Annotated in this window: 14 protein-coding genes; 8 read left to right on the forward strand and 6 right to left on the reverse strand. The window is 38.6% G+C overall.

Going from position 1 to position 21,236, the window contains the following annotated elements:
- Positions 1 to 16 precede the first annotated feature (16 nt).
- The gene (locus ACZZZK_RS20755; protein ID WP_463485792.1) at positions 17 to 1,285 is read right to left on the reverse strand and encodes an Hsp70 family protein; all 1,269 of its coding nucleotides are present in this window, start codon (positions 1,283 to 1,285) and stop codon (positions 17 to 19) included.
- A gap of 318 nt (positions 1,286 to 1,603) precedes the next feature.
- Between ACZZZK_RS20755 and ACZZZK_RS20760 the strand changes: the two genes are divergently transcribed.
- Both ACZZZK_RS20760 and ACZZZK_RS20765 read left to right on the forward strand, forming a co-directional pair.
- Positions 1,604 to 2,686: a fatty acid desaturase family protein gene (locus ACZZZK_RS20760; protein ID WP_463485793.1), complete on the forward strand. Its 1,083-nt coding sequence runs from the start codon at positions 1,604 to 1,606 to the stop codon at positions 2,684 to 2,686.
- Positions 2,687 to 2,791: 105 nt separating this feature from the next.
- Positions 2,792 to 3,310: a DinB family protein gene (locus tag ACZZZK_RS20765; RefSeq protein ID WP_463485794.1), complete on the forward strand. Its 519-nt coding sequence runs from the start codon at positions 2,792 to 2,794 to the stop codon at positions 3,308 to 3,310.
- Here ACZZZK_RS20765 and ACZZZK_RS20770 read toward each other — a convergent pair.
- On the reverse strand, positions 3,304 to 4,023 hold the full coding sequence (locus ACZZZK_RS20770) for a hypothetical protein (protein ID WP_463485795.1): 720 nt from the start codon (positions 4,021 to 4,023) through the stop codon (positions 3,304 to 3,306). The two genes, ACZZZK_RS20765 and ACZZZK_RS20770, sit on opposite strands and share 7 nt — an antisense overlap.
- 546 nt (positions 4,024 to 4,569) lie before the next feature.
- Between ACZZZK_RS20770 and ACZZZK_RS20775 the strand changes: the two genes are divergently transcribed.
- From ACZZZK_RS20775 to ACZZZK_RS20800, 6 genes are read left to right on the forward strand one after another with little or no spacing between them, the layout of a single operon-like run.
- Positions 4,570 to 7,737, forward strand: a complete 3,168-nt coding sequence (locus ACZZZK_RS20775) for a SusC/RagA family TonB-linked outer membrane protein (RefSeq protein ID WP_463485796.1) — start codon at positions 4,570 to 4,572, stop codon at positions 7,735 to 7,737.
- A 16-nt stretch (positions 7,738 to 7,753) separates the two neighbouring features.
- Complete coding sequence (locus ACZZZK_RS20780; RefSeq protein ID WP_463485797.1) at positions 7,754 to 9,289, forward strand: RagB/SusD family nutrient uptake outer membrane protein; 1,536 nt, start codon at positions 7,754 to 7,756, stop codon at positions 9,287 to 9,289.
- Between the two features lie 49 nt (positions 9,290 to 9,338).
- The gene (locus tag ACZZZK_RS20785; protein WP_463485798.1) at positions 9,339 to 10,421 is read left to right on the forward strand and encodes a glycoside hydrolase family 43 protein; all 1,083 of its coding nucleotides are present in this window, start codon (positions 9,339 to 9,341) and stop codon (positions 10,419 to 10,421) included.
- A 1-nt stretch (position 10,422) separates the two neighbouring features.
- Entirely contained in the window at positions 10,423 to 11,469 is a 1,047-nt protein-coding gene (locus ACZZZK_RS20790) for a glycoside hydrolase family 43 protein (protein ID WP_463485799.1), read from the forward strand.
- Between the two features lie 36 nt (positions 11,470 to 11,505).
- Positions 11,506 to 12,582: a glycoside hydrolase family 2 TIM barrel-domain containing protein gene (locus ACZZZK_RS20795; protein WP_463485800.1), complete on the forward strand. Its 1,077-nt coding sequence runs from the start codon at positions 11,506 to 11,508 to the stop codon at positions 12,580 to 12,582.
- A gap of 51 nt (positions 12,583 to 12,633) precedes the next feature.
- Entirely contained in the window at positions 12,634 to 16,662 is a 4,029-nt protein-coding gene (locus ACZZZK_RS20800; RefSeq protein ID WP_463485801.1) for a hybrid sensor histidine kinase/response regulator, read from the forward strand.
- Between the two features lie 33 nt (positions 16,663 to 16,695).
- Here the strand turns inward: ACZZZK_RS20800 and ACZZZK_RS20805 are convergent, their stop codons facing one another.
- The 4 genes from ACZZZK_RS20805 to ACZZZK_RS20820 all read right to left on the reverse strand — a co-directional run bounded on the left by ACZZZK_RS20805 (position 16,696) and on the right by ACZZZK_RS20820 (position 20,997).
- Positions 16,696 to 18,120 (reverse strand): TolC family protein, encoded by a 1,425-nt coding sequence (locus ACZZZK_RS20805; protein WP_463485802.1) that lies wholly within the window; start codon positions 18,118 to 18,120, stop codon positions 16,696 to 16,698.
- Positions 18,121 to 18,178: 58 nt separating this feature from the next.
- A complete protein-coding gene (locus ACZZZK_RS20810; protein WP_463485803.1) occupies positions 18,179 to 19,543 on the reverse strand; it encodes an HlyD family secretion protein in 1,365 nt (454 codons plus the stop codon).
- Positions 19,536 to 20,540, reverse strand: coding sequence for an ABC transporter transmembrane domain-containing protein (locus ACZZZK_RS20815; RefSeq protein WP_265800196.1), 1,005 nt, complete (start codon positions 20,538 to 20,540; stop codon positions 19,536 to 19,538). The genes ACZZZK_RS20810 and ACZZZK_RS20815 overlap by 8 nt, the downstream gene beginning before the upstream one ends.
- Positions 20,541 to 20,655: 115 nt before the next feature.
- Positions 20,656 to 20,997 (reverse strand): hypothetical protein, encoded by a 342-nt coding sequence (locus tag ACZZZK_RS20820; protein WP_463485804.1) that lies wholly within the window; start codon positions 20,995 to 20,997, stop codon positions 20,656 to 20,658.
- Positions 20,998 to 21,236: the final 239 nt, after the last annotated feature.

Consider the following 21,236-nt stretch of genomic DNA (forward strand, 5'->3'; position numbering starts at 1 on the left):
CAGGTAAGGGTCTATGCTAATCTTCAAAGAGATATCCGCTATAAGCTAAGCCCTTGGCCACACTTTTAAAGTTATCACCAGAATTTAGCGGAATATGGGGGAATTTAGTTTTAAATAGATTTTGTATCGCAGAAACCATCGATGTTCCTCCAGTTAAAAATAAACAATCGATCTCATTGGCGTTTATTTTATAAGTCTCCATAAATTGATTGAGGTAAACTTCTATCTTATTTACATCCTTTTCGATGATGCTATTGTATTGATTTAATGAAATATTTTCATCAATTTCTATATCCATGTTAGAATACTTAAAGTCGGAAGCAGGAAGGTCAGACAGCTCTATTTTTGTTTTTTCGATCGATCTAAATAACGAGTAGCCGAGGTTATTTTCTATCAGTGTAATTAAATTTTTAAACTTCGGATCATTTCCTGAGTAATAATAATACTCCTCAATCTCTTTTTGAATCTTTAAACCATTAAAGAAATTCATTTTATCCCAAGTACAAATGTTAGCAAATAGCGATTTAGGAACATTTAATATTTTACCTGGTGTCGCTTCATAGGTAGTATTTTTTCCAAAGTATGATGTTCCTCTATCCCACATAAAAGCCGAATCTAAACTATCGCCACCGATGTAAATGCCTCCCGAAGCGATCATATCATTCTTCCTGTCTTTGCTGCCAACTTTTTGAGGATCTAGAATCAAATAGGTAAAATCTGTTGTTCCTCCACCTAAGTCGGCTACCAACACCCTTTCTTTCTTAGTAATCGTTTTTTCATAGGCAAAGGCGGCGCCGATCGGTTCAAATTGGAAACGGACATCTGTAAAGCCCGCATTTTCTGCGGCTTTCTTTAATCGGCTCTGCGCCAGACTATCTTTTTGTGTATTATCATCATCAAAAAACACCGGCCGCCCGATTATTGCCTTTTTGCATTCTCCACCAATAATTTTATCAGCTTTTGCCTTTAAATCTTGCAAAATCAACGTTACTAAATCGGCTGCAGTGTATCTTTTATTATGGATCCTGGTTTCGGTAAAGGTTGTTCTTGATAGAATTTGCTTAATAGATTTGATAAATCTGCCTTTCATTCCATCATTCAAATAGGCTTCGATTGCCTTTTCGCCAACAATATGACTTTCGCCATTTACAAAGCTTTTCGCTTCTGTAAAATAAATTAAAGAGGGTATGGAGATGGTTTCCACAATCACTTTTTTTTCTTCATCATATATAGATAGCGCCGAATTGGTTGTCCCAAAGTCGATACCGTACAGAAACTTACTCATGGTTAACGAATTTTTGTATGTGTTTAAGAAATCCTTATTTTAAGCAGGACCTATATTCAGCTATGCTGAAATGATATGATAAAACTGATTAAGCAAAAGCTGAAAACTACTTTTTCGAAATAATTTAAGGCGCAAATGTTGCAAAAAATTGCTTAATAAATAACAATATTGAAATTTATTTTAAAGCGATAAAATAAGCGCCTGAAAACCAAAGTATATCATATTACATTCATATCTTTACACGTCATCCAATTGAGGATGTCATCTTGATGAACTCGGAGTATCGCCCCTGTACAGCGGGTAGGTAAAACGAGAAAAATGAAAATCATCACCAAATTTCCTTCAGCGGGTTGTAACAGTTTTTATGCAGAAGTTAGGCAAAGGGTAAATCAAGGTTTTATAAATCGCGGTTTAACGATTAATGCTAATGGATTTATGTGGCTGAAAACGATTATATTTCTAAGCATTTTCTGCATCCTGTATTTTACGATTTTATTTTCGGATGTAAAGTTTATTTATTTAACGCTGCTCACTCTGAGCCTGGGCGTCACTTGTGCATTTATAGGCTTTAATGTTTGCCATGATGCCATTCATGGTTCATTTTCTGCAAATAAAAAGGTAAATAAAGCATTAGGAATGATCTTCCACTTGCTTGGCGCAAGTCCGTATGTTTGGAATATTACACACAATGTGGTTCACCATACTTACACTAATATTCCCGGTCATGATGAAGATATTGAAATTGCGCCAGGACTAATTCGAATTTGTAAGGAAGATGAACTAAAGCCGCATCAACGTTTTCAACAGTGGTACGCTTTTCCGTTATACGGCTTGGCCTCGATCTCATGGGTGTTGCGAAAAGATTATAAAAAATTCTTTCAGAAGCGGGTTGGTGCGAGGGAAAATGTTCATCCAAAAATCGAATATTTTAACCTGTTTTTTTATAAGTTTCTATATTATTTTTTATTTATTGCGGTTCCAATTCTGGTGATGGATGCTGCCTGGTGGCAGGTGTTAATTGGTTTTGTGATCCTGCATATTGCGCAAGGGGTAACCATGGGGTTGGTTTTTCAATTGGCACACGTAGTTGAGGGAACGGCCTTTCCAGTTCCTGATGCCGTTGGTAATATGGAAGAAGTTTGGGCTGAACATCAAATGCATACCACAGCAAATTTCGCTACAAATAGTCCTGCTGCTGCCTTTTTTCTTGGCGGATTAAACAGGCAAATTGAACATCACCTCTTTCCGAAAATATGCCATGTTCATTATGGCTGGATATCAGGAATAGTAAAAGCAACAGCATCCGAGTTCGGATTGCCTTATCATGAAAACCCTACTTTCTTAAAAGCTTTGGCTTCCCATTATCGCATGCTTAAAAAAATGGGTACCAACGAAGTTTAATTTCTATAAGAGTCGGTTTACCATTTATTGACTTTTAAAAATGATCATCTAGGAAGATCAAACTTGCACTATTTGTTATAAATTGGCATTTCTTAAAATTTATTTATGGCAAAATTAGAAGTTTGGCAGAGAGGACCATTACAGGACCTCGAACCTCTGTTACAGCCTGTTGGTCATGCGATTTTACAGGCGCAAGAAGAATTACATGAATATCTGCTCGATTTTCCTACTGCACTTTTGTGGCAAAAGCCTGCTGGTATGGCATCTGTAGGCTTTCATCTGCAACATCTTTCAGGCGTGCTGGACCGTGTTTTTACTTACGCCAGAAACGAAAGTTTAACACCAGTTCAGTTTAAGCAACTGGAAGAAGAGGGGTTTGATAGTAAAACCGGATACACTGTTCAATCATTGATGGAGAGGTTTGATGGGCAAATTATTATCGCCATGAAGCAACTTAGAGAAACTGAGGTAAATACCCTGACTGAATTTAGAGGAATCGGTAGAGCGGGTTTACCTTCTACCGTAATGGGTTTACTTTTTCATGGAGCCGAGCATACCATGAGGCATTTAGGGCAATTAATGGTTACAGCGGCTGTGATAAAGGTAAACTATACAAATCAATAGTTCATATCTAATGCAACTATATCTTCGACTTTGATTCCATGCTTGTTCTCTATTTGCCTTTTGGCTTTGTCAAGTTGATTTACCTCATCAGAAATTTGTTTTAAAAACACATCTGCTTGCTTATTGGCCAAATAATTTCCTATTTTTTGAATGATGGTATCTGCGAAAAATATTTGGATACCCAAAAAGGAAACTAAAAATATATAATGAGAAAAAATAATTTGTTTTGTCCCATTTAAGCCTAATCGATAAGCCAAATAATCTAAAATAATTGGAATAATTAGAATGGGAACAAAAGAATAAAGCTTGGATTGGAACTGTATCTTTTTCTCAGTTTCTTCCACCTGTAATAGTTCTCTTTCTAATTTCGCTTTTAAAGGCAAATCTCGATTGGATCTTGATTGGTCGATTTCTGCTAATTGTTTCCCAAACGCAACGTCTATTTGGCTCATGCTTTCCAGCAGTGAAAGCTCATCATCATTTAATTTTTCCTGATCGGCAACAATCGCTTCCTGCTCGGTAATTAAACGCTCCATTTCATCCAGGTCTTCTGGAATCCCTAAATACAGTTTCTGTTCAACAACCAAAATCCTATCGTCTATCGTTTGTCTGATATCTTTAAGTTTTTGGTGCTGCTTCCTTAATGCTTCTTTTTGTAAATCATAATTGCCTTGAACCTGCAATAAATTTACGGCAAATTCCAATTTTTCCAATTCGGTTTCATTAACAGATACACGTTTGTAAATTTCTCTGATTAATTCAAATTTATCTTTGGTTGAGGATAATTGTACAAGCTGCTTATCGAAGTTTGAAAGGTCTTTTGGCGAAAGAGAAAGGATTGGCATTAATAATTAATGTTAGGCAGTAAAATTATAAAATTTATTTAACGACACGTGTTTAAATAACGCCATATTTCATGATATGGTTTTTTTAGTTTCAGCTGTTTAGATGAAAAAAAGATTGCTCAAATTTTTGGACTACCGAACGATGAGTTTTAGTAAAACTCCATTTCTGCTCCTCTGGCACATATATTTTAAAGCAGAAGCTACATTTGTTATAGATTTAGAAACAATTTTTATACCGCTTTATTGTGCAAAGCATTAACATTGCTATTGTTAAATCTCTTTTGATTTGACAAACTAACCGATATAAACTTATTTCTAAATGATGAAAAAAAGCCGAACATCTTTGCTTAAAATCTGTCGTATAACAGACGGATATCTACTTCTCTCCACAAAAAAAAACCAAATGTAAACATTATGAAAAAAAGAAATTTACTCGATCTATTTCATGTTCATCAGGTTGGTAACTTCATGCGCTTAGTTGCTTTGCCCTTAGTAATGGCAGCGATCATTACGCCGGGGTATGCCTCATCAACAAATAAAAATGCTTTAGAAATTAAAGCTTTTAAAGCCGACATTCAAATTTCAGGAACGGTAAAAGATGCCAGCGGTGAAACGCTGCCTGGAGTTTCTGTTAGCGTTAAAGGCGGTGGTAAAACAGTTGTTACTGATGCAATGGGAAAGTACAGCATTACCGTACCGGAAAATGCTACGTTAGTTTTTAATTACATTGGCTTCAGCGCAAAAGAAGTTGTTGTCGGGTCAAATCCTGTAATTAATGTAACCTTAGAATCGTCTAATACTGCTTTAGATGATGTGGTGGTCATCGGTTACCAAACCATCAGAAGAAAAGATTTAACCGGTGCAACGGGTTCTGTGAATACAGGAAATACTGAAAAATTAGTGTCCCGCTCACTTCCCGAAGCACTACAGGGTCAAACACCTGGTGTTTCTGTTCGGAACGGTGGAGCACCAGGACAAGAAGCTGTAGTTAATATTCGTGGTTTAGCCACGTTCGGTAATGCAAGTCCGCTTTATGTTATTGATGGAATGATTGCAGACCCGAATACTACCGTTAATCCAAATGATGTAGAAGACATTCAAATTTTGAAAGATGCATCTGCAGCTGCCATTTATGGTTCAAGAGCAGGTAATGGAGTTATCTTAATCACTACGAAAAAAGGTAAAGAAGGGCCAGCCAAAATCAGCATTGCAACCAGATATAGCATTTCTCAGGTTCCAAAAACTTACGATATGATGGATGCTGCGGAATATGCAGCAACAAACACCCGTGCTTATCAGGCATCAGGAATGGCTATTCAACCTGGTGTTGCTAATTACAATGGCAGAATTAATACCGATTGGGTGGATGAAACATTAAGAACAGGTTCTGTTCAGGATTATAATGCCAGTATCTCTGGTGGTGGTAATGGTTCAAAATACCTTATTTCTGGTGGTTATTTCAAAGATAAAGGGGTATTAATTGCCCGTGAATTCGAACGTGCATCCTTCCGTGTTAATACCGAAACAACTAAAGGTCGCTTCAAATTTGGTGAAAACCTTGCTTTCTCTTCTTCTACTTCGAAAGCGCCGTTTCAAGGTGGCGCCTTTGCTGGCAACCCATGGTACGACATGTTTTCAAGTGTTCCATTAATTCCGGTTCAGGACAATGCTTTAATCAGTACTGCAAATCCAGGAGGGTGGGGTTATGGTTCAAATGCGAACATCAACACTTTTTCGCGTAATCAGGTTGCCATTGCCAACATTACTTCTGTTAGATCTAATTTTGCAAAGTTAATCGGTAACGCTTACGTCGATTTCAAAATTATCGAAGGCTTAAATTACAAGTTTAATGCAGGTATAGAAACCAGTTTTGATAAAAGTAAATCAGTGAGGAAAGACGGTTCTTGGTATCAAAATCAATCACCAGAACTTAGTCAGCTAGGCGAACGTCGCTCTCAATTTTTAAGTTATTTGTTAGAGCACACGTTAAATTACAATTACAACATCGGTAAACACAGCATTAATGGTGTTGTAGGTTACACGCAGCAAACTACACAAACCGACTTTGTTTCGGGTAATGCCAATAACCTTACTCAACTTAATGGCGAATATTTTACTACGCTTGTTTCTAGTCCAACGGCCAGCAGAACATCTTCTGGTGACTTGTATAAAAGTTTATTGGATTCTTATTTAGGCAGATTAAACTATACTTATGATGAAAAATACCTAGCCACTTTTACCTTTAGAGCCGATAAGGATTCTCGTTTCTCTCCTCAATTTAGAACGGGTTATTTCCCATCTGGTGCTTTGGGTTGGAGAATTTCTAAAGAAGATTTCTTTAAAGTTGATTGGGTTTCTGATTTGAAATTACGTGGTTCTTATGGTGTGCTGGGTGTCAATACGTTAAGTCCGTTTCAATTTATCGGTTTCTTAAACCAGGCGCCAGATGTAGTTTTAGGGCCAAACCAGGTAACTACAGCAGGTGCGATACAAGCAAAACTTGCTTCTGGAGATTTAAGATGGGAAAAGAAAAAAACAACCAATTTAGGTTTTGATGCCTCTCTTTTTAAAGATCAGTTCACTATCAACTTTGATTTGTTTAGATCAGTTTCTGAAGATGTATTGCTAAGCCAGCCGTTGCCAAGATATTTGGGTAATTTACAAGGTGATCCAATCGTAAATATTGGTTCGATTCAAAATAAGGGGGTAGAACTTAATTTAGGTTATCGTCCAAAATCAGATGGTGCGTTTAAATGGGACATTGCTGGTAACATCAGTATCGTAAGAAACAAAGTATTGTCATTGGGTAATTTGGGTATTGATACCGAAACAGGTTTACCGAAAGATTATATCCAGTCTGGCAATACGAGAACGCAGGTTGGTGGATCGATTGGAGAATACTTCGTTTTAAAAACTGATGGCATTTTCCAGAATCAGGCAGAAATTAATGCACACCGGGCACAAAGTGCTTATGCAAAACCAGGCGACATTCGCTATCAAAATACTGTGGATGGTGGAACAAATGATGATATAAATGATAAAGACCGTGTTTATGCAGGATCAGCATTTCCGAAATTTACAAGCGGTTTGCAATTCAATTCCAGATATAAAGATTTCACCCTTTCTATCCAGTTGTATGGCGCTTTCGGACAGAAATTATATAACGATGTATTGAGAGATTTGGACAGCTACGGTAACTCAAACTACAGAAGAGATATCAATCCATGGACACCAAGTAACACCGATACGACTTTCCCTAGATTGGGTTATCAATTTGCTGCAAACGATAGAGGAATCAACGAAAACGCAAGAGGAAATAGCGATAGATGGGTTGAAGATGGTTCATTCTTAAGATTACGCAATGTAGAATTGGGTTATAGTTTCCCGCAGAAATTAATCTCTAAAGCCAACATTAGCAGTGCAAGATTATATGTGAGTGGACAAAACATGTTCACCATTACGAAATATAGCGGTTTAGATCCTGATGTTGTAGGTGCAAATCCAAACCTTGAGCCAGGAGTAGATAACGGAAATTATCCATCCTCAAGAATCATTTCATTTGGTTTAAGCGTAGGTTTTTAATTTTAATAAATAGATCATGAAAAAATATATAGTCATATTAACTGTTACGATTATTGCTTTAGCAGGCTGTAAGAGAGATTTTGATGCAGTTAACCCAAATGCACCAACAATTGCAAGTTTCTGGAAAAACGAAACCGATGCGACAAAAGGAATTAATGCAGTTTATGGTACTTTTTACCGTACGGCGAGTTTATATTCCCGATGGATTTATTACCATGGAATTTTAAAATCTGATGAAGGTTTTGGATCGGGTGGAGATGGTGGATTGAACAATCTAATGCGTTTCAATCAAACTAATTATAATGATGGGCTTACAGCCGATACCTGGCAAACACTCTATGTTGGTGTTTTCAGAGCCAATCAAGTGATTGCAAATGTGCCTAACATTACAATGAATGAAACGACAAAGAAACGAATTATTGCTGAGGCAAAATTTTTAAGGGCTTTATTCTATTTCAATTTAACACTTTATTATGGTCGCCCGCCGTTAATGTTGGCGCCTTCGCAACCGAAAGATGTTCCAAGAAATGCCACTACAACTGAAGCTTATGCTCAGGTGGCAAAAGATTTAACTGAAGCCATTGTGGATTTACCGGTAAGTTATCCGGCAGTTGATTTAGGCAGGGCCACAAGAGGTGCAGCTTATGCACTTTTAGGTAAAACTTATCTTCAGCAAAAAATGTATCAGCAAGCAGCAGATGCCTTTGCGTACTTAATTACTGGTGCAGGTGCTTCAACTTACACTTTAACAGCCGATTATCGCGACAATTTTATCATCACGAAAGAAAACAACAGCGAATCTATTTTTGAGATTCAGTTTAACGAAAATGTAAATGAGAATACAGATGATGATGTAAATGAGGGTGCGATTAACAATACCGGTACTTCTATTGCACAATTTTTTGCGCCTCCGGGTGTAGGTTTTTCTGATGGTGGTGCCCGCAGATGGGTAGTTGACGAGTTTTTGCAGGAAAGAACCGTAGCCAATGCGCAAGATCCACGTTTAGCAGCATCGTTCATTTTTAATAACGCAAATCCAGCTGGCCCAACTGCAACAATCGTTTATGGCCAAACATTTCAAAGTCGTTATGGCAACGGACCTGATGCAAATGGCGTTTGGTTTCGTAAATTGTTAAATGATCACTGGAAAAATCAGGAAGGTTTCCGTTCTCCTAACAACTATCGTTTAATTCGCTATGCGGATGTTTTGCTGATGTATGCAGAAGCACTAAATGGCTTAAACAGAACGGCTGAGGCTTACCCTTATGTAGACAGAGTTCGCCAGAGAGCTGGATTAGCCACCTTAACAGTAGCAAAACCAGGTTTAAACCAGGCTCAGTTTTTAACACAATTGAAACATGAGCGTGTAACGGAATTGGCTGGAGAAGGCTGGCGCTGGGCAGATTTGCAACGTTGGGGTGATTTAAGTCCGGCGTTAGCAACCAGAGATGCTGATTTTACCGGATTTATTGTTGGCAAACACGAAGTTTATCCAATACCACAGAGTGATATTGATTTGAATTCTAATTTGACGCAAAATCCTAAATATTAATTATACTAAGGTTAGCGGTATAGCTGCTAACCTTTTTAACATCACCTATATGAATATTTCAACATCAAAAGGATTAAAAATTCACCTGCTTTGGTTGGGGATTGCGGTCTCAATGGGCTTATCCTGCGGAAAAACAAGTAATCCAACACCCATCGACCCTGAACCACCGGTGGCGGCTAGCACATTCTCCAATCCTTTAATGAACGGTGCGGATCCATCGGTATTTCAAAAGGATGGTGTGTATTATTATCTGCAAACCAATGGCGTTTCCATCAATTTATGGAGCACCACGGCAATGTCTAAACTAAGTTCGGCTGTACCAAAAACCGTATTTACTCCAGTTGCTGGTGCTGCAAACTCTAGAAATGTGTGGGCACCAGAATTGTTCTTCTTCGATGGTAAATGGTACATCTATTATACTGCAGGTAGTGGTGATGATAAAACTCAGCGCACTTGGGTTTTGGAGAATAGCAGTCCTGATCCAACAACCGGAACCTGGGTAGATAAAGGGAAAATTTTCAGTCCAAGTGCTGATTTTTGGGCAATTGACGGTTCTGTTCTTCAAGTTAATGGCAACAGGTACTTCATTTGGTGCGGGCGTCCCGATGTAACGAATGTGAATTTGACACAAAATATTTACATCGCTAAAATGACCAATCCTTTTACCCTAGAAGGTACGGCAACAAAGTTAACCGAGCCAGAATTTGCCTGGGAAAAAAATGGATTTGGGGTTAATGAAGGGCCGCAGGCACTAATAGGGCCAGATAACAAAGCCTTTATCATTTATTCTGCCAGCTATTGCGGAACGGACGATTATGCGTTGGGTCAGCTCAGTTTAAAAGCGGGAGGAAATCCTTTGGTAAAAGCCGACTGGACAAAATCTACCACTCCGGTTTTTAGTAAACAACCCGGCAGCAATGCATTTGGCCCAGGGCATAATTCGTTTTTCAAATCTCCGGATGGGAAGGAAAACTGGCTCATTTATCATGCTAACTCTGCAACCAATCAGGGTTGTGCTGATTTAAGAAATGTGCGGATGCAAAAATTTACGTTTAAAGCAGATGGAAGTCCGGATTTCGGTACTCCTGTAGCAACAGGATTACAAATTGCCAGACCATCAGGAGAAAAGTAATATGAATAAAAAAAATAAAATCTATAAGGTTGCGCTCACAGTTTGTATCCTTCTGGTTGCAAAGTTGGGTTTGGCGCAAACCTTCACCAATCCTTTGCTGCCTTCTGGTGCTGATCCGTGGAGTATTTACAAAGATGGCTATTATTATTATACCCATTCTATGCAGAATAAACTGGTGATTTGGAAAACCAAAAATCTGGCTGATTTAAAAACGGCCGAAAAGAAAACCATCTTTATTCCACCGCCAAATACGGCCTATTCTAAAGAACTTTGGGCACCAGAGATTCATTTTATTGCGGGTAAATGGTATGTGTATTTCGCTGCTGATGATGGCAATAACAAAAACCACCGAATGTATGTGCTTGAAAACTCGTCAAAAGATCCGCTAAAAGGAGAATGGGTTTTTAAAGGAAAAGTGGGCGATGCAACCAATAAGTGGGCTATCGATGGTTCTGTTTTTACCTACAAAAAACAGTTGTATATGGTTTGGGCTGGCTGGGAAGGAGACATCAACCAGAAACAGGAAATATACATTGCAAAAATGAAAAACCCCTGGACAATTGATGGCGCAAGACATAAAATTTCTACACCACAATTTGAATGGGAAAAACACGGTGATTTAAACGATCCAGGCAATCCGCCACATGTTGATGTAAATGAAGGACCGCAAATTTTGTTCAACAAAGGCAAGGTTTTCTTAATTTATTCGGCGAGCGGCTGTTGGACTGATTTTTATGCTTTGGGAATGCTCACATTGAAAGGAAAGGATCTCTTGGATGTTTCATCCTGGGAAAAAAGCCAGCAACCAGTGTTCAAGCAATCACCAGAAAATGGCGTTTACGCTCCGGGGCATAACTCGTTTTTTAAATCTCCTGATGGGAAAGAAGATTGGATTTTATATCATGCAAACTCGGCACCCGGACAAGGCTGCGGCGGACAACGATCGCCACGAGCACAAAAGTTTACCTGGAATGCCGATGGTTCTCCAAATTTTGGGGTTCCTGTAAAAAGCGGTCAGGAGTTGCAAATTCCATCACAAACTAAATAATTAATAGGGCTTAAAAGCCCTGCTAAAATTTACATCATGAAAAAATATTTCAGTTACTTATTAATAATTTTTTTGGGTCTCAGCACTTTGGCTCATGCTCAGGAAACTACACCGGTTGTTGGAAAGGTATGGTCGATAGAAAAGGCAAATGCCTGGTACAAACAATATAAATGGATTAACGGAGCGGATTTTTTGCCAAGCACAGCCATCAATCAGTTGGAAATGTGGCAGGCAGATACTTTCGATGCGGCAACCATCGATAAGGAATTGGGTTGGGCAGAAAGCATCGGGTTTAATACCATGAGGGTATATTTACATAGCCTGGCCTGGAAACAAGATAAAGAAGGCTTCAAAAAGCGAATGGATCAATATCTCAGCATTGCTGATAAACACAAGATCAAAACCATTTTTGTGTTTTTTGATGATTGCTGGAACAAGCAAGCGAAAATCGGCAAGCAACCTGCCCCAAAACCGGGTATTCACAATTCGGGATGGGTTCAGGATCCAGGCGACCCAGATTCAAAAAATGAGGCAAACTTTCCGGCTTTAGAGAAATATGTAAAAGATGTAATGAGCCGTTTTAAAACTGATAAACGCATTTTGCTATGGGATTTGTACAACGAGCCAGGAAACTCTGGTAAGCTGACCACCTCATATCCCTTACTAAAGGCGGTGTTTACATGGGCACGAGCGGTAAATCCAGAGCAGCCAATTAGTGCCGGACTTTGGGCCTGGGATTACAGAGAGCTGAACGCCTTCCAGGCCTTAAATTCTGATGTAATTACTTACCACGACTATGAAGAACCACAATGGCATCAACGCGTTATCGATATGTTAAAATCTCATGGCAGGCCGATGATTTGTACCGAATACATGGCTCGTACCAGGGGCAGCCGCTTTGAAACGGTGATGCCAATTTTGAAAAAGGAAAATATCGGCGCCATTAACTGGGGTTTGGTGGATGGAAAATCAAATACCAAATATGCCTGGGATACGCCACTTCCAAATGGCGAAGAACCTAAAGAATGGTTTCATGAAGTTTTTAGAAAAGATGGAACACCTTACAAAAAGGAAGAGGTTGAAGTAATCAAAAAACTTAATGATATAAAATAGTGGTGCTGCACAGCAAAGATCGCTATATTGTGTGCTCTATCTAGCCATTATATGAAATTCGAAAAACTAAGCAGGGCGATAGCCCTGCTACTTTTTTTTAGTTTTTTTCTGACCGAAAATGGATCTGCCCAAAAGATTTTTTTTCGGCATTATACCGTTAGTGATGGATTGTGTGCCAATACAATCTGGGATATTGAGCAAGATGATCAGGGTTATATGTGGTTTGGAACCAAATATGGTTTAAGCAGGTTTGATGGTTACGATTTCAAGTCTTTTCAATACCAAAAAGGGATTCCGGGCACGATAGGCAATAACTTCATCAGAAAAATTTTCAAATATGATTCAAAAACATTTTGGATTGGAACAGATGAAGGTATTTATGTTTTCAATTTAGAGACTGAGAAATTTACGCTCTTTAAACCGCTCAAAAATTTTTTCATAAACGATATCATGCGATCCAAAGATGGGAAAATTTGGATTGCGACCAAGGAGAAGGGCATTTACTGTTATGCGCCGAAAACACAGGGATTACTCAATTTCTCCACTTCCTCGGGTATTAAAATTTCATCGAACGAAGTGCCAAAAATTTTGCAGGACAATACCGGCGACATTTGGCTGGGGACTTACGGAAAGGGGATCGATGTTTTGAACCCCAGAACACTCCAAGTTCGCCATTACACCACCTCCTCAACATCAAAGTTATCCAGCAACGTAATTCTTGATTTGTATAAAGATGCCAACGGCGATATCTGGATCGGTACGATGGCAGGCGGTCTAAACCTATGGAATCATCAAACCAATCAGTTTACCATTTATCAAAAATCTGCCGGAAACTCGATAAGCGACAATATTGTTCGCACGATTTATGAACCCAAACCTGGCTACATTTGCCTGGGCACCGAAAAAGGCCTAAACATCTTCGACCGGAAAAATAATCGCTTTACTGTTTATCAAAACAAAAATAACGATCTTTTCAGTATTAACGACGATGCCGTTTACAACGTTTTTAAAGATAAAGAAGGTGGTATTTGGGTGGGAACCTATTTTGGTGGATTGAATTATTACCACGAGGGAAGCTCAGGTTTTGAATTCTATTATCCATCGGGAGTTAAAAATTCGCTGTCTGGAAATGCGGTAAGTGCATTTTTAGAAACTAAACCCGGCCAGATGTGGATCGGAACTGAAGATGGTGGCTTGAACTTTTTTAACAGTGCTGATAAAACTTTTAAGAAATTCCCGTTTTCGGCAGGGCAAGACAGTCTTTCATACCACAATATTCATGCACTTTACAAAAGCAAATCTGGAAATATCTGGATTGGGATGTACACAGGAGGTTTAAATGTCTTAAATCCATCAACGGGGAAGATAAAAAGATACAAAAGCGATCCGAATAATGCCAATACCTTAAGTGACAACAGTGTTTATTCGATAGAAGAAGATCGGCAGGGTAGAATCTGGGTGTCCACCATTTCAGGTTTGAATCTTTATGATGAAAAAAATGACAGATTCATCAGAATAAAAGGAAAGAACCTGGAAAAGAGCTGTATTTATCAGGTTTATCAAGATACAGACAATATTATATGGATTGCCACTTACGACAATGGATTGATTCGGATGGATCCGAATAATCAACTTAAGCAATATGCTTACTCGAAAAATCCAGGCGCTATAAGTTCGAACAAGGTAATTTGTATACTCGATGATGGAGAAGGCAATCTTTGGTTGGGAACTGATGGAAGCGGCCTTAATGTACTGAACAAGAAAACAGGTAAGTTTAAATCGTACGATGATGAAAACTGGATAAAAAGTGCTGTAATTTATGGTATCGTAAAAGACAATTTCGGTAAAATGTGGTTTTCTACCAATAACGGGGTGTTTGAATTTGATCCTAAAACGAAGGCAAAAAAGAGCTTTGGTAAATGGGATAATCTTCAAAGTCAGCAATATAATTACAAGGCGTATTACAAAGATTCATCGGGCAAATTATACTTCGGCGGTATAAATGGTTTTAATGCTTTTTATCCCAACCAGGTTCAAAGCAGTACAACAACCCCGAAAGTCTCTCTTACCAACTTTCAGTTATTTAACAAAGATTTAGATCTGAATGATGAAAACAGTCCATTAAAACGTTCCATTAATTATACGGATGAGGTGGTGTTAAACCACAATCAATCGGTTTTGAGTATCGAATATGCCTCTTTGAGTTTCATAGCGCCTAACAAATTGCAATACGCATTTAAAATGGAAGGTTTTGATAAGGGCTGGAATAACGTGGGAAGTCAGCGTAAGGCAACTTATACCAATCTTCCAGCGGGTGAATATAGCTTTCAGGTGAAAGTAATTGATGATTTAGGCGCAGATACGGGAAAGATTTCCAGCATTAAAATTACCATTCTGCCACCATTTTATAAAACCATACCGGCTTACATTTTTTATTTTCTGATACTTGTTTCGGGTGCTTTTTGGCTGCGAAGATATGTTTATACGAAAGCACGTAAGCGCAATGAAATTAAGCTTGAGCGACTTAAAAATAAAAATGAGCAGGATTTTTACAAACAAAAAATAGAGTTTTTTACGGCTATGGCGCATGAAATCCGTACGCCATTATCGTTGATTATCGCTCCGCTAGAAAGGCTCTTATCCCGAAAGGAGAAAGATGCGGAAAGCTTGAGCCAGTTACAGGTGATGGAAGAAAATTCAGATCGGTTGCTCACTCTGGTTAATCAACTATTGGATTTCAGGCGTATTGAAAGTGATATTTTCGAAATCCACCCAGAACCCATTGAACTTATTTATTTAATAAACAGCATCCGCGATCGCTTTGCGCCAATTGCTACCAAACGCGAATTAGCGTTTTCTGTACAAAGCCATTTCAAAACATTAGAAGTAAACGCCGATCCTGAGGCCTTAATGAAGATATTAAGCAATTTATTAATCAATGCGTTTAAATTTGCAAGAGAGAAACTGGAAATAAAAGTTAACGATTTGTACACGAGTGAAAACGGCGTACAAATGATTTCCATTAGCGTGGAAGATGATGGAATTGGGATTCCAAAAGCGCAATTGGACTCAATTTTCAAGAAATTTTTTAAGGTTTCTACAGCAGAACATCAGTATACAAACTTAGGCGGAACAGGGATTGGCCTTGCTTTGGCAAAATCATTAACGGAAAAGCATGGCGGCAGGTTAGAAGTGCAAAGCTCCGAGGGTGTAAAAACAACGTTCACCGTTTTGATCCCGTTTATTCAAAACGAAATAAGCATCACTGATGATTTAGATGCCTTAAATGAAGATCGGGAGGGCAGACAAACGGTTTTGGTAGTAGAAGATGATCCATCATTGTTAGATTTTCTGTTAAAAAGTTTTATTGCTGAAGGTTATCATACTTTAAAAGCAAAAAATGGAAAAGAGGGCCTAAAACAACTGGATAATCATCAGGTCGATTTAGTTATTTCTGACGTGATGATGCCGGTGATGGACGGGATTGAGCTTTGTAAAATCATAAAAAATGATATTGATTACAGCCATTTGCCCGTAGTGCTGCTTACGGCTAAAACCAATACCGATGCAGAAATACAGGGTTTGGAAAGTGGGGCAGATGCCTATATTTCAAAACCATTTAAGTGGAAACAGCTTTCTTTAGTCATCAAAAATCTGTTGGAGCTGCAATCGAATTTGAGGCAACGCTTTTCTCAAAGCCCTTTGGAAGGAACTGAAATTTTAATCAGTGGCAATAGGGATAAAAAATTCCTGGAAAAAATTACTCAGATAATCGAAGCCAGGATTTCCGACCCACAATTATCAGTAGAAGATTTAGGTAGGGAAGTGGGTTTAAGCCGATCTAGTTTATACAAGAAAATTAAAGCTAAAACTGGCCACGTACCGAATGAGTTTGTCAGATTGATTAGGCTAAAAACAGCTGCGAAGTTATTGGTAGAACAAGAGTACACGATCTCAGAAATTGGTTACATGGTAGGTTTCAACTCCCATTCGTATTTTAGTAAATGCTTTTTCACGCAATTTGAACTCACGCCAACAGAGTTTGCTGAAAAATATAAACGGGATATTCCAGTAGATTAACTATTGGAATATCCCGCCATAAACCTATTTGTTTTAATTTTGTAGCTGCCTTGTACCCGCTTTGTAGTAAAGCTCGGCTATCGTTTTCTGGTAACTCGAAATCATACTTTCTTGTTTAATTTTCATGTCGATTAACTTTGTTTCCCTACTGTTAATTAAAAACAAGTTACTTTCCCCGAGTGTAAATTTTTGGTTTTCGCCGTTAACCAAAACTTGCTGATTCTCTATACTTTTTTGTTGAAGAGCCAATTGAGCGGAGTAGGCAGCAACGTCATTGTATGATGCTACGATGTTATTTCTAATTTCCCTTCCAAATTGCTGCAGCTCAAAATTTAGCTCTTGCTGTTTTATTTTTACTTCTCTAAGCTTACCACGTTCAGATCGTAAAAATAACGGGAAGGCAAATTCGATCCCTAACTTGTAATTGCTCCAGTTAAAATCATAGTAACCCGGAATATTACTGTTAAAGCTGGTTCTATTCGAAATTAAATTACCAATAACATTTAGTTTAGGTTTCAGTAATTCCTGGCGGTAACTTCGTTCAATGGCTAATTGAGCACCTTTTGTACGCAACTTTACCAACTCTGGGTGTTGGTTTGCCGATTGACCCAATAGCGAATCCAAAATTAAAGGGTTTAGTTTAGCAGGGGTTTCGGTTGCATTTTGCGGAATAGCGTCTGCAGGTAATTCCAATGGATTTCCATCTTCATTCCAAAGGTGGTTTGACAAAACCAATCGAGCATTTTGCAGCTCTATTGCTGATTTGGCCCGCTGGATCATTCTTTCTTGCACGGTGATATAAGCTTCTACCGAATCAATAGCAGGTTTATCTCCCAATATGGTTTGCGTACTTAATGCCTTAAACCGTCGGTCGGCCAAATCAAGTCCTTCTTCAATCAACTCATATTGCTTATAAGCATAATACCAGTTCCAATAATCTTTGGCCACGCCATACCAAACACTATTTATTTGTTTGAGTTGATCGGCTTCTGCATATTGCACCATAATTTTCGATTGGCGCAAGGTGTTCCTGCGGGCATCGATAATTAAGCCCTGTCCTAATGGAATGCTAATACCAATTGCCGATAGACCCTGTGAACTGGTTTGACTCTCTGGATTAACGTAAGTTCCAACGTTGCGGTCGTAACCCACTTTTAAATCTGCACCGGCCAACCATAAAGGGATTTTAAGCTCGCTATCCCATTTATTATAATACTCAGTGTTTCCAAACAACTTTCTGGCAAAGCCTGCTTTTAGTGTAGGGTCAAAATAGCCCAGCGACTGCAAAACATTAGCCCGTGCAGCCTCACTTAATAATGCCGCTTGTTTAATAATTGGATGATATTTAAATACCAGCATTTGTAAATCTTCCAAAGAGAAAACCCGGGCGGTATCGTAACTTTTTTTAACAACGGTATTCGGCTTTAGCTGTGCAACACCAATTTGGCTTATTAACAAAAACCATATTAAGCAGACAGAAAAGCTTTTCAATTTTATGTTCATCTTAAATGCTTCTTTATTTTGTATCTGTCAAACTTTTTGGAGGTTCTCTTTCTAAACTTGGAGGGAAACCATTAAGTTGCCGCCAGATTTCATACCATAATGGAACAGATCGAAGAATGATGCGACCGAAAACACCAGATCCCTGTCGTAATTGCGGTGGCCAAGGCTCATCATTTTTAGGTACAGGATTGGTTTGGCTAATCAAAACGCGATATTTTCCGTCAGGACTGCTCACTTTATCAATAGAGAATATTTGGCCAGCGAAGGTACCCACAGCAACAGATGGCCAGCCCGAAAATTGAACGGATGGCCAACCTTCAAATTGCAACCGCACATTGCTGGTATCCAGAATTAGCGGAACATCCATGGCGCTAACGTATAATTCTGCTGCTACCATAGGCGATTTTGGTTGCAAGGTGGCTACTGATTCTCCTTCTTTTATATTTTCGCCAATACCAGCCTTTAGCGTTTTTACAACGTATCCGTTTTGTGGTGCACGAACAACGTATAAACTTCTCCTTACATTAATGTTGGAAATATCGTTTCTCAATTTGGCAATTTCACCCTGCGCACTTGCCCTGCTAGAAATAGCCGAACTCATATCAGACTGCGCTTTTGCTAATGATTCTTGATACTTCGCCCTGATGTTGTCGAGCTCGATAATCGAGTTCAATAGATTTTGGCGGGAGTTACCCAACTTATTTTGCTGGCTGATGACTTTGGCATTGTCTTCCTGTAATTTTAACCTACGGGTTTCGATGTCTGTTAAAGAGAACAGGCCGTTTTTGTAACCTGCTTCATATCGTTCTAAACGAGCTTTTGCAGTTTCATAAAATTTTTGAACAGCTAAAAGATCTGCACTATCTATGCTTAAGTAATTTCTGGCCTGAAGAACCTTGTTTTCTGCAGCCTTCATTTGGAAACGCAAGCCATCGCTCAATGCATCAATTTGAGATCTGGTGGCATCCATTTTTTGTGCCGCTGCGGTTTCGCTTCCGCGTTTGGCGTCTAATTGTTCATTTAATCGGGTGGGTAATTCTGGGTCGAAATACGACTGGCTCGTTTCCGAGATCACTAAAATGGTATCTCCTTTTTTTACTTCCTGGCCTTCTCTAACTGCCCAATGTTCAATTCTTCCTCCAATTTGATTCTGTACAGTTTGAGGTCTGTCTTCAGGCCGCAAAGCGGTAACTGTACCTCGGCCAGGGATAGTTTGGCGGTATGGAAGAAATAGGAGGATGATGAAGAAAACAAGGACAAATAGTGCAACTTTCCCTAACCGTTTTGAACCTTTGGCATCAATAATTCTGCTATTTGCATGCGTTGAAAGCTCTTCCCAATTTTTAATCTGAGCCAAATTGTTGCTAATTTTACCCATGGTTCAAGTCTCCTTCCTCTAATTCTAAATCGGTTACAACGGCTAATTTTTCACTTCCGGTAACCATATCAAACACTGTATTTAAATTGGTCATCAACTTCTCAATGGCATAACTAATTTGTACGATAATCACTTCTGCTGCCACAAACTGGCCAAAAGTGATTTGTCTTTCTACTACAAAATAAGATCCCATTAGCAGTAGTGCACCCATTAACACGGTACGCAATGCCACTGCACTCATAAAAAAGTTTCTTAACACGGTGAAATGATCATTACGGGCTTGAATGTAATTTGCGGTAATTTCATCAGTGCGATCTATAATTTCCTTTCTTTTCGAACTGCTTTGGCGATAAGTGTCTAAATCTCCGGCAATCTCTTCCAAATAAGCTACCACTTCATATTTATAGCTCGATTCTTCCATGCTGGTTTGTACACCACGACGATAATATATCACTAGCACCAAAACAATTACAAACAATACAAATGTTCCGAAGGCCATAAAAACAGGATGATAAAATGATAACAAAATCACGCTGAAAAATATCTGGACTCCAGCTGCAATAATGTCCACCAGTAATTTTGTTAAGCCTTTTTGAATGGTCAAAATATCGAAGAAACGGTTAACTAACTCTGAGGGATTCTCACCTTCCAGCGCTTTCTTTTTGATTCGGGGTAAACGAAATGCAAATTCTAATGCAGCCTTGGTGAATATTTTTTGCTCCAAAAATTCGACCAGTGTAAGTTGGCCAATTAATAAAATTCCACCGATTACAATGCCCACCAGGATTACTGCGATAAGAATATAGGTTGAACTATAAACAGCTCCATTAGATAGTAGGTTAAAAACTGCACTTGTTCCCAGAGGTAGAGATAATCCAATTAAGCCTATTAGTAACGCATATACATAGATGTAATTGATGGTTTTTCGCTCCAAATGGAGCATGCGTACTAGGCGTTGCCAGGGCGTTGGTGCACCGGCAATATGTTGATTTTTCATTTATATTAACGATTAAAAATAGTTTAAATGCTTTGCAGAAAACTCAAGGAGATAGCAGGATGTAACAGGAGACCTAATCACGTCCATCGATTCTCTTTGAAATAAATCAAATAGATTATATCAAAAAGTCGGGAGGCGGTGTTGGAACATTTCGGGGCGGAAAAATATGCAGCTTCGTTTTTTGCATTTGAGCGGGAAGTAACATCCGGTTAATGTAATGCAAATTTTCCTTATGAGTTGCTGAAGATTCGTAAAGCTGAAGTTTCTTTTTTGCTTTCTCAAAAGACTCCTCATCTTTATCTTGATTATCTTCTGTGCCTTTTTCGGTTGAATATGAACTATTCGATGATGCGAATGTAGAAATAGAATAAGAAAAGAATTTTAACATCAGCATGCTCAGCAGCAAAAAGCCAAAGGTGCTTTTGGTAAAATTATTTCTCAGGTGCTTCATCATCATCGCTTATATACAAAGATAGGGGCGAAAATGTTTGTATCGGATGTTAAGCTTCATGCAAAAGTCAATTTCATAAAGCTTGAGGGTTTGATAACTTAAATGTTATACTAGTATTAAAACAGGATTAGAAAAAGGAGTGAATGGAAATTATAGACTAGCTATAGCTGCTCAATGTTGACAAATTTGTCCTGAAAATCCGCGAATAATAATTGGATGAGATTTTTAATGTAGGAGGTTGTTAT

It is taken from the genome of Pedobacter sp. AC163 (genome assembly GCF_979258665.1).

Bases quoted from the DNA above. Each gene is read 5' to 3' on its own strand.
- ACZZZK_RS20775 (WP_463485796.1), top strand. From the start codon at position 4,570: ATGAAAAAAAGAAATTTACTCGATCTATTTCATGTTCATCAGGTTGGT.
- ACZZZK_RS20790 (WP_463485799.1), top strand. From the start codon at position 10,423: ATGAATAAAAAAAATAAAATCTATAAGGTTGCGCTCACAGTTTGTATC.
- ACZZZK_RS20760 (WP_463485793.1), top strand. From the start codon at position 1,604: ATGAAAATCATCACCAAATTTCCTTCAGCGGGTTGTAACAGTTTTTAT.
- ACZZZK_RS20800 (WP_463485801.1), top strand. From the start codon at position 12,634: ATGAAATTCGAAAAACTAAGCAGGGCGATAGCCCTGCTACTTTTTTTT.
- ACZZZK_RS20820 (WP_463485804.1), bottom strand. From the start codon at position 20,997: ATGATGATGAAGCACCTGAGAAATAATTTTACCAAAAGCACCTTTGGC.
- ACZZZK_RS20815 (WP_265800196.1), bottom strand. From the start codon at position 20,540: ATGAAAAATCAACATATTGCCGGTGCACCAACGCCCTGGCAACGCCTA.
- ACZZZK_RS20755 (WP_463485792.1), bottom strand. From the start codon at position 1,285: ATGAGTAAGTTTCTGTACGGTATCGACTTTGGGACAACCAATTCGGCG.
- ACZZZK_RS20765 (WP_463485794.1), top strand. From the start codon at position 2,792: ATGGCAAAATTAGAAGTTTGGCAGAGAGGACCATTACAGGACCTCGAA.
- ACZZZK_RS20785 (WP_463485798.1), top strand. From the start codon at position 9,339: ATGAATATTTCAACATCAAAAGGATTAAAAATTCACCTGCTTTGGTTG.
- ACZZZK_RS20795 (WP_463485800.1), top strand. From the start codon at position 11,506: ATGAAAAAATATTTCAGTTACTTATTAATAATTTTTTTGGGTCTCAGC.
- ACZZZK_RS20780 (WP_463485797.1), top strand. From the start codon at position 7,754: ATGAAAAAATATATAGTCATATTAACTGTTACGATTATTGCTTTAGCA.
- ACZZZK_RS20810 (WP_463485803.1), bottom strand. From the start codon at position 19,543: ATGGGTAAAATTAGCAACAATTTGGCTCAGATTAAAAATTGGGAAGAG.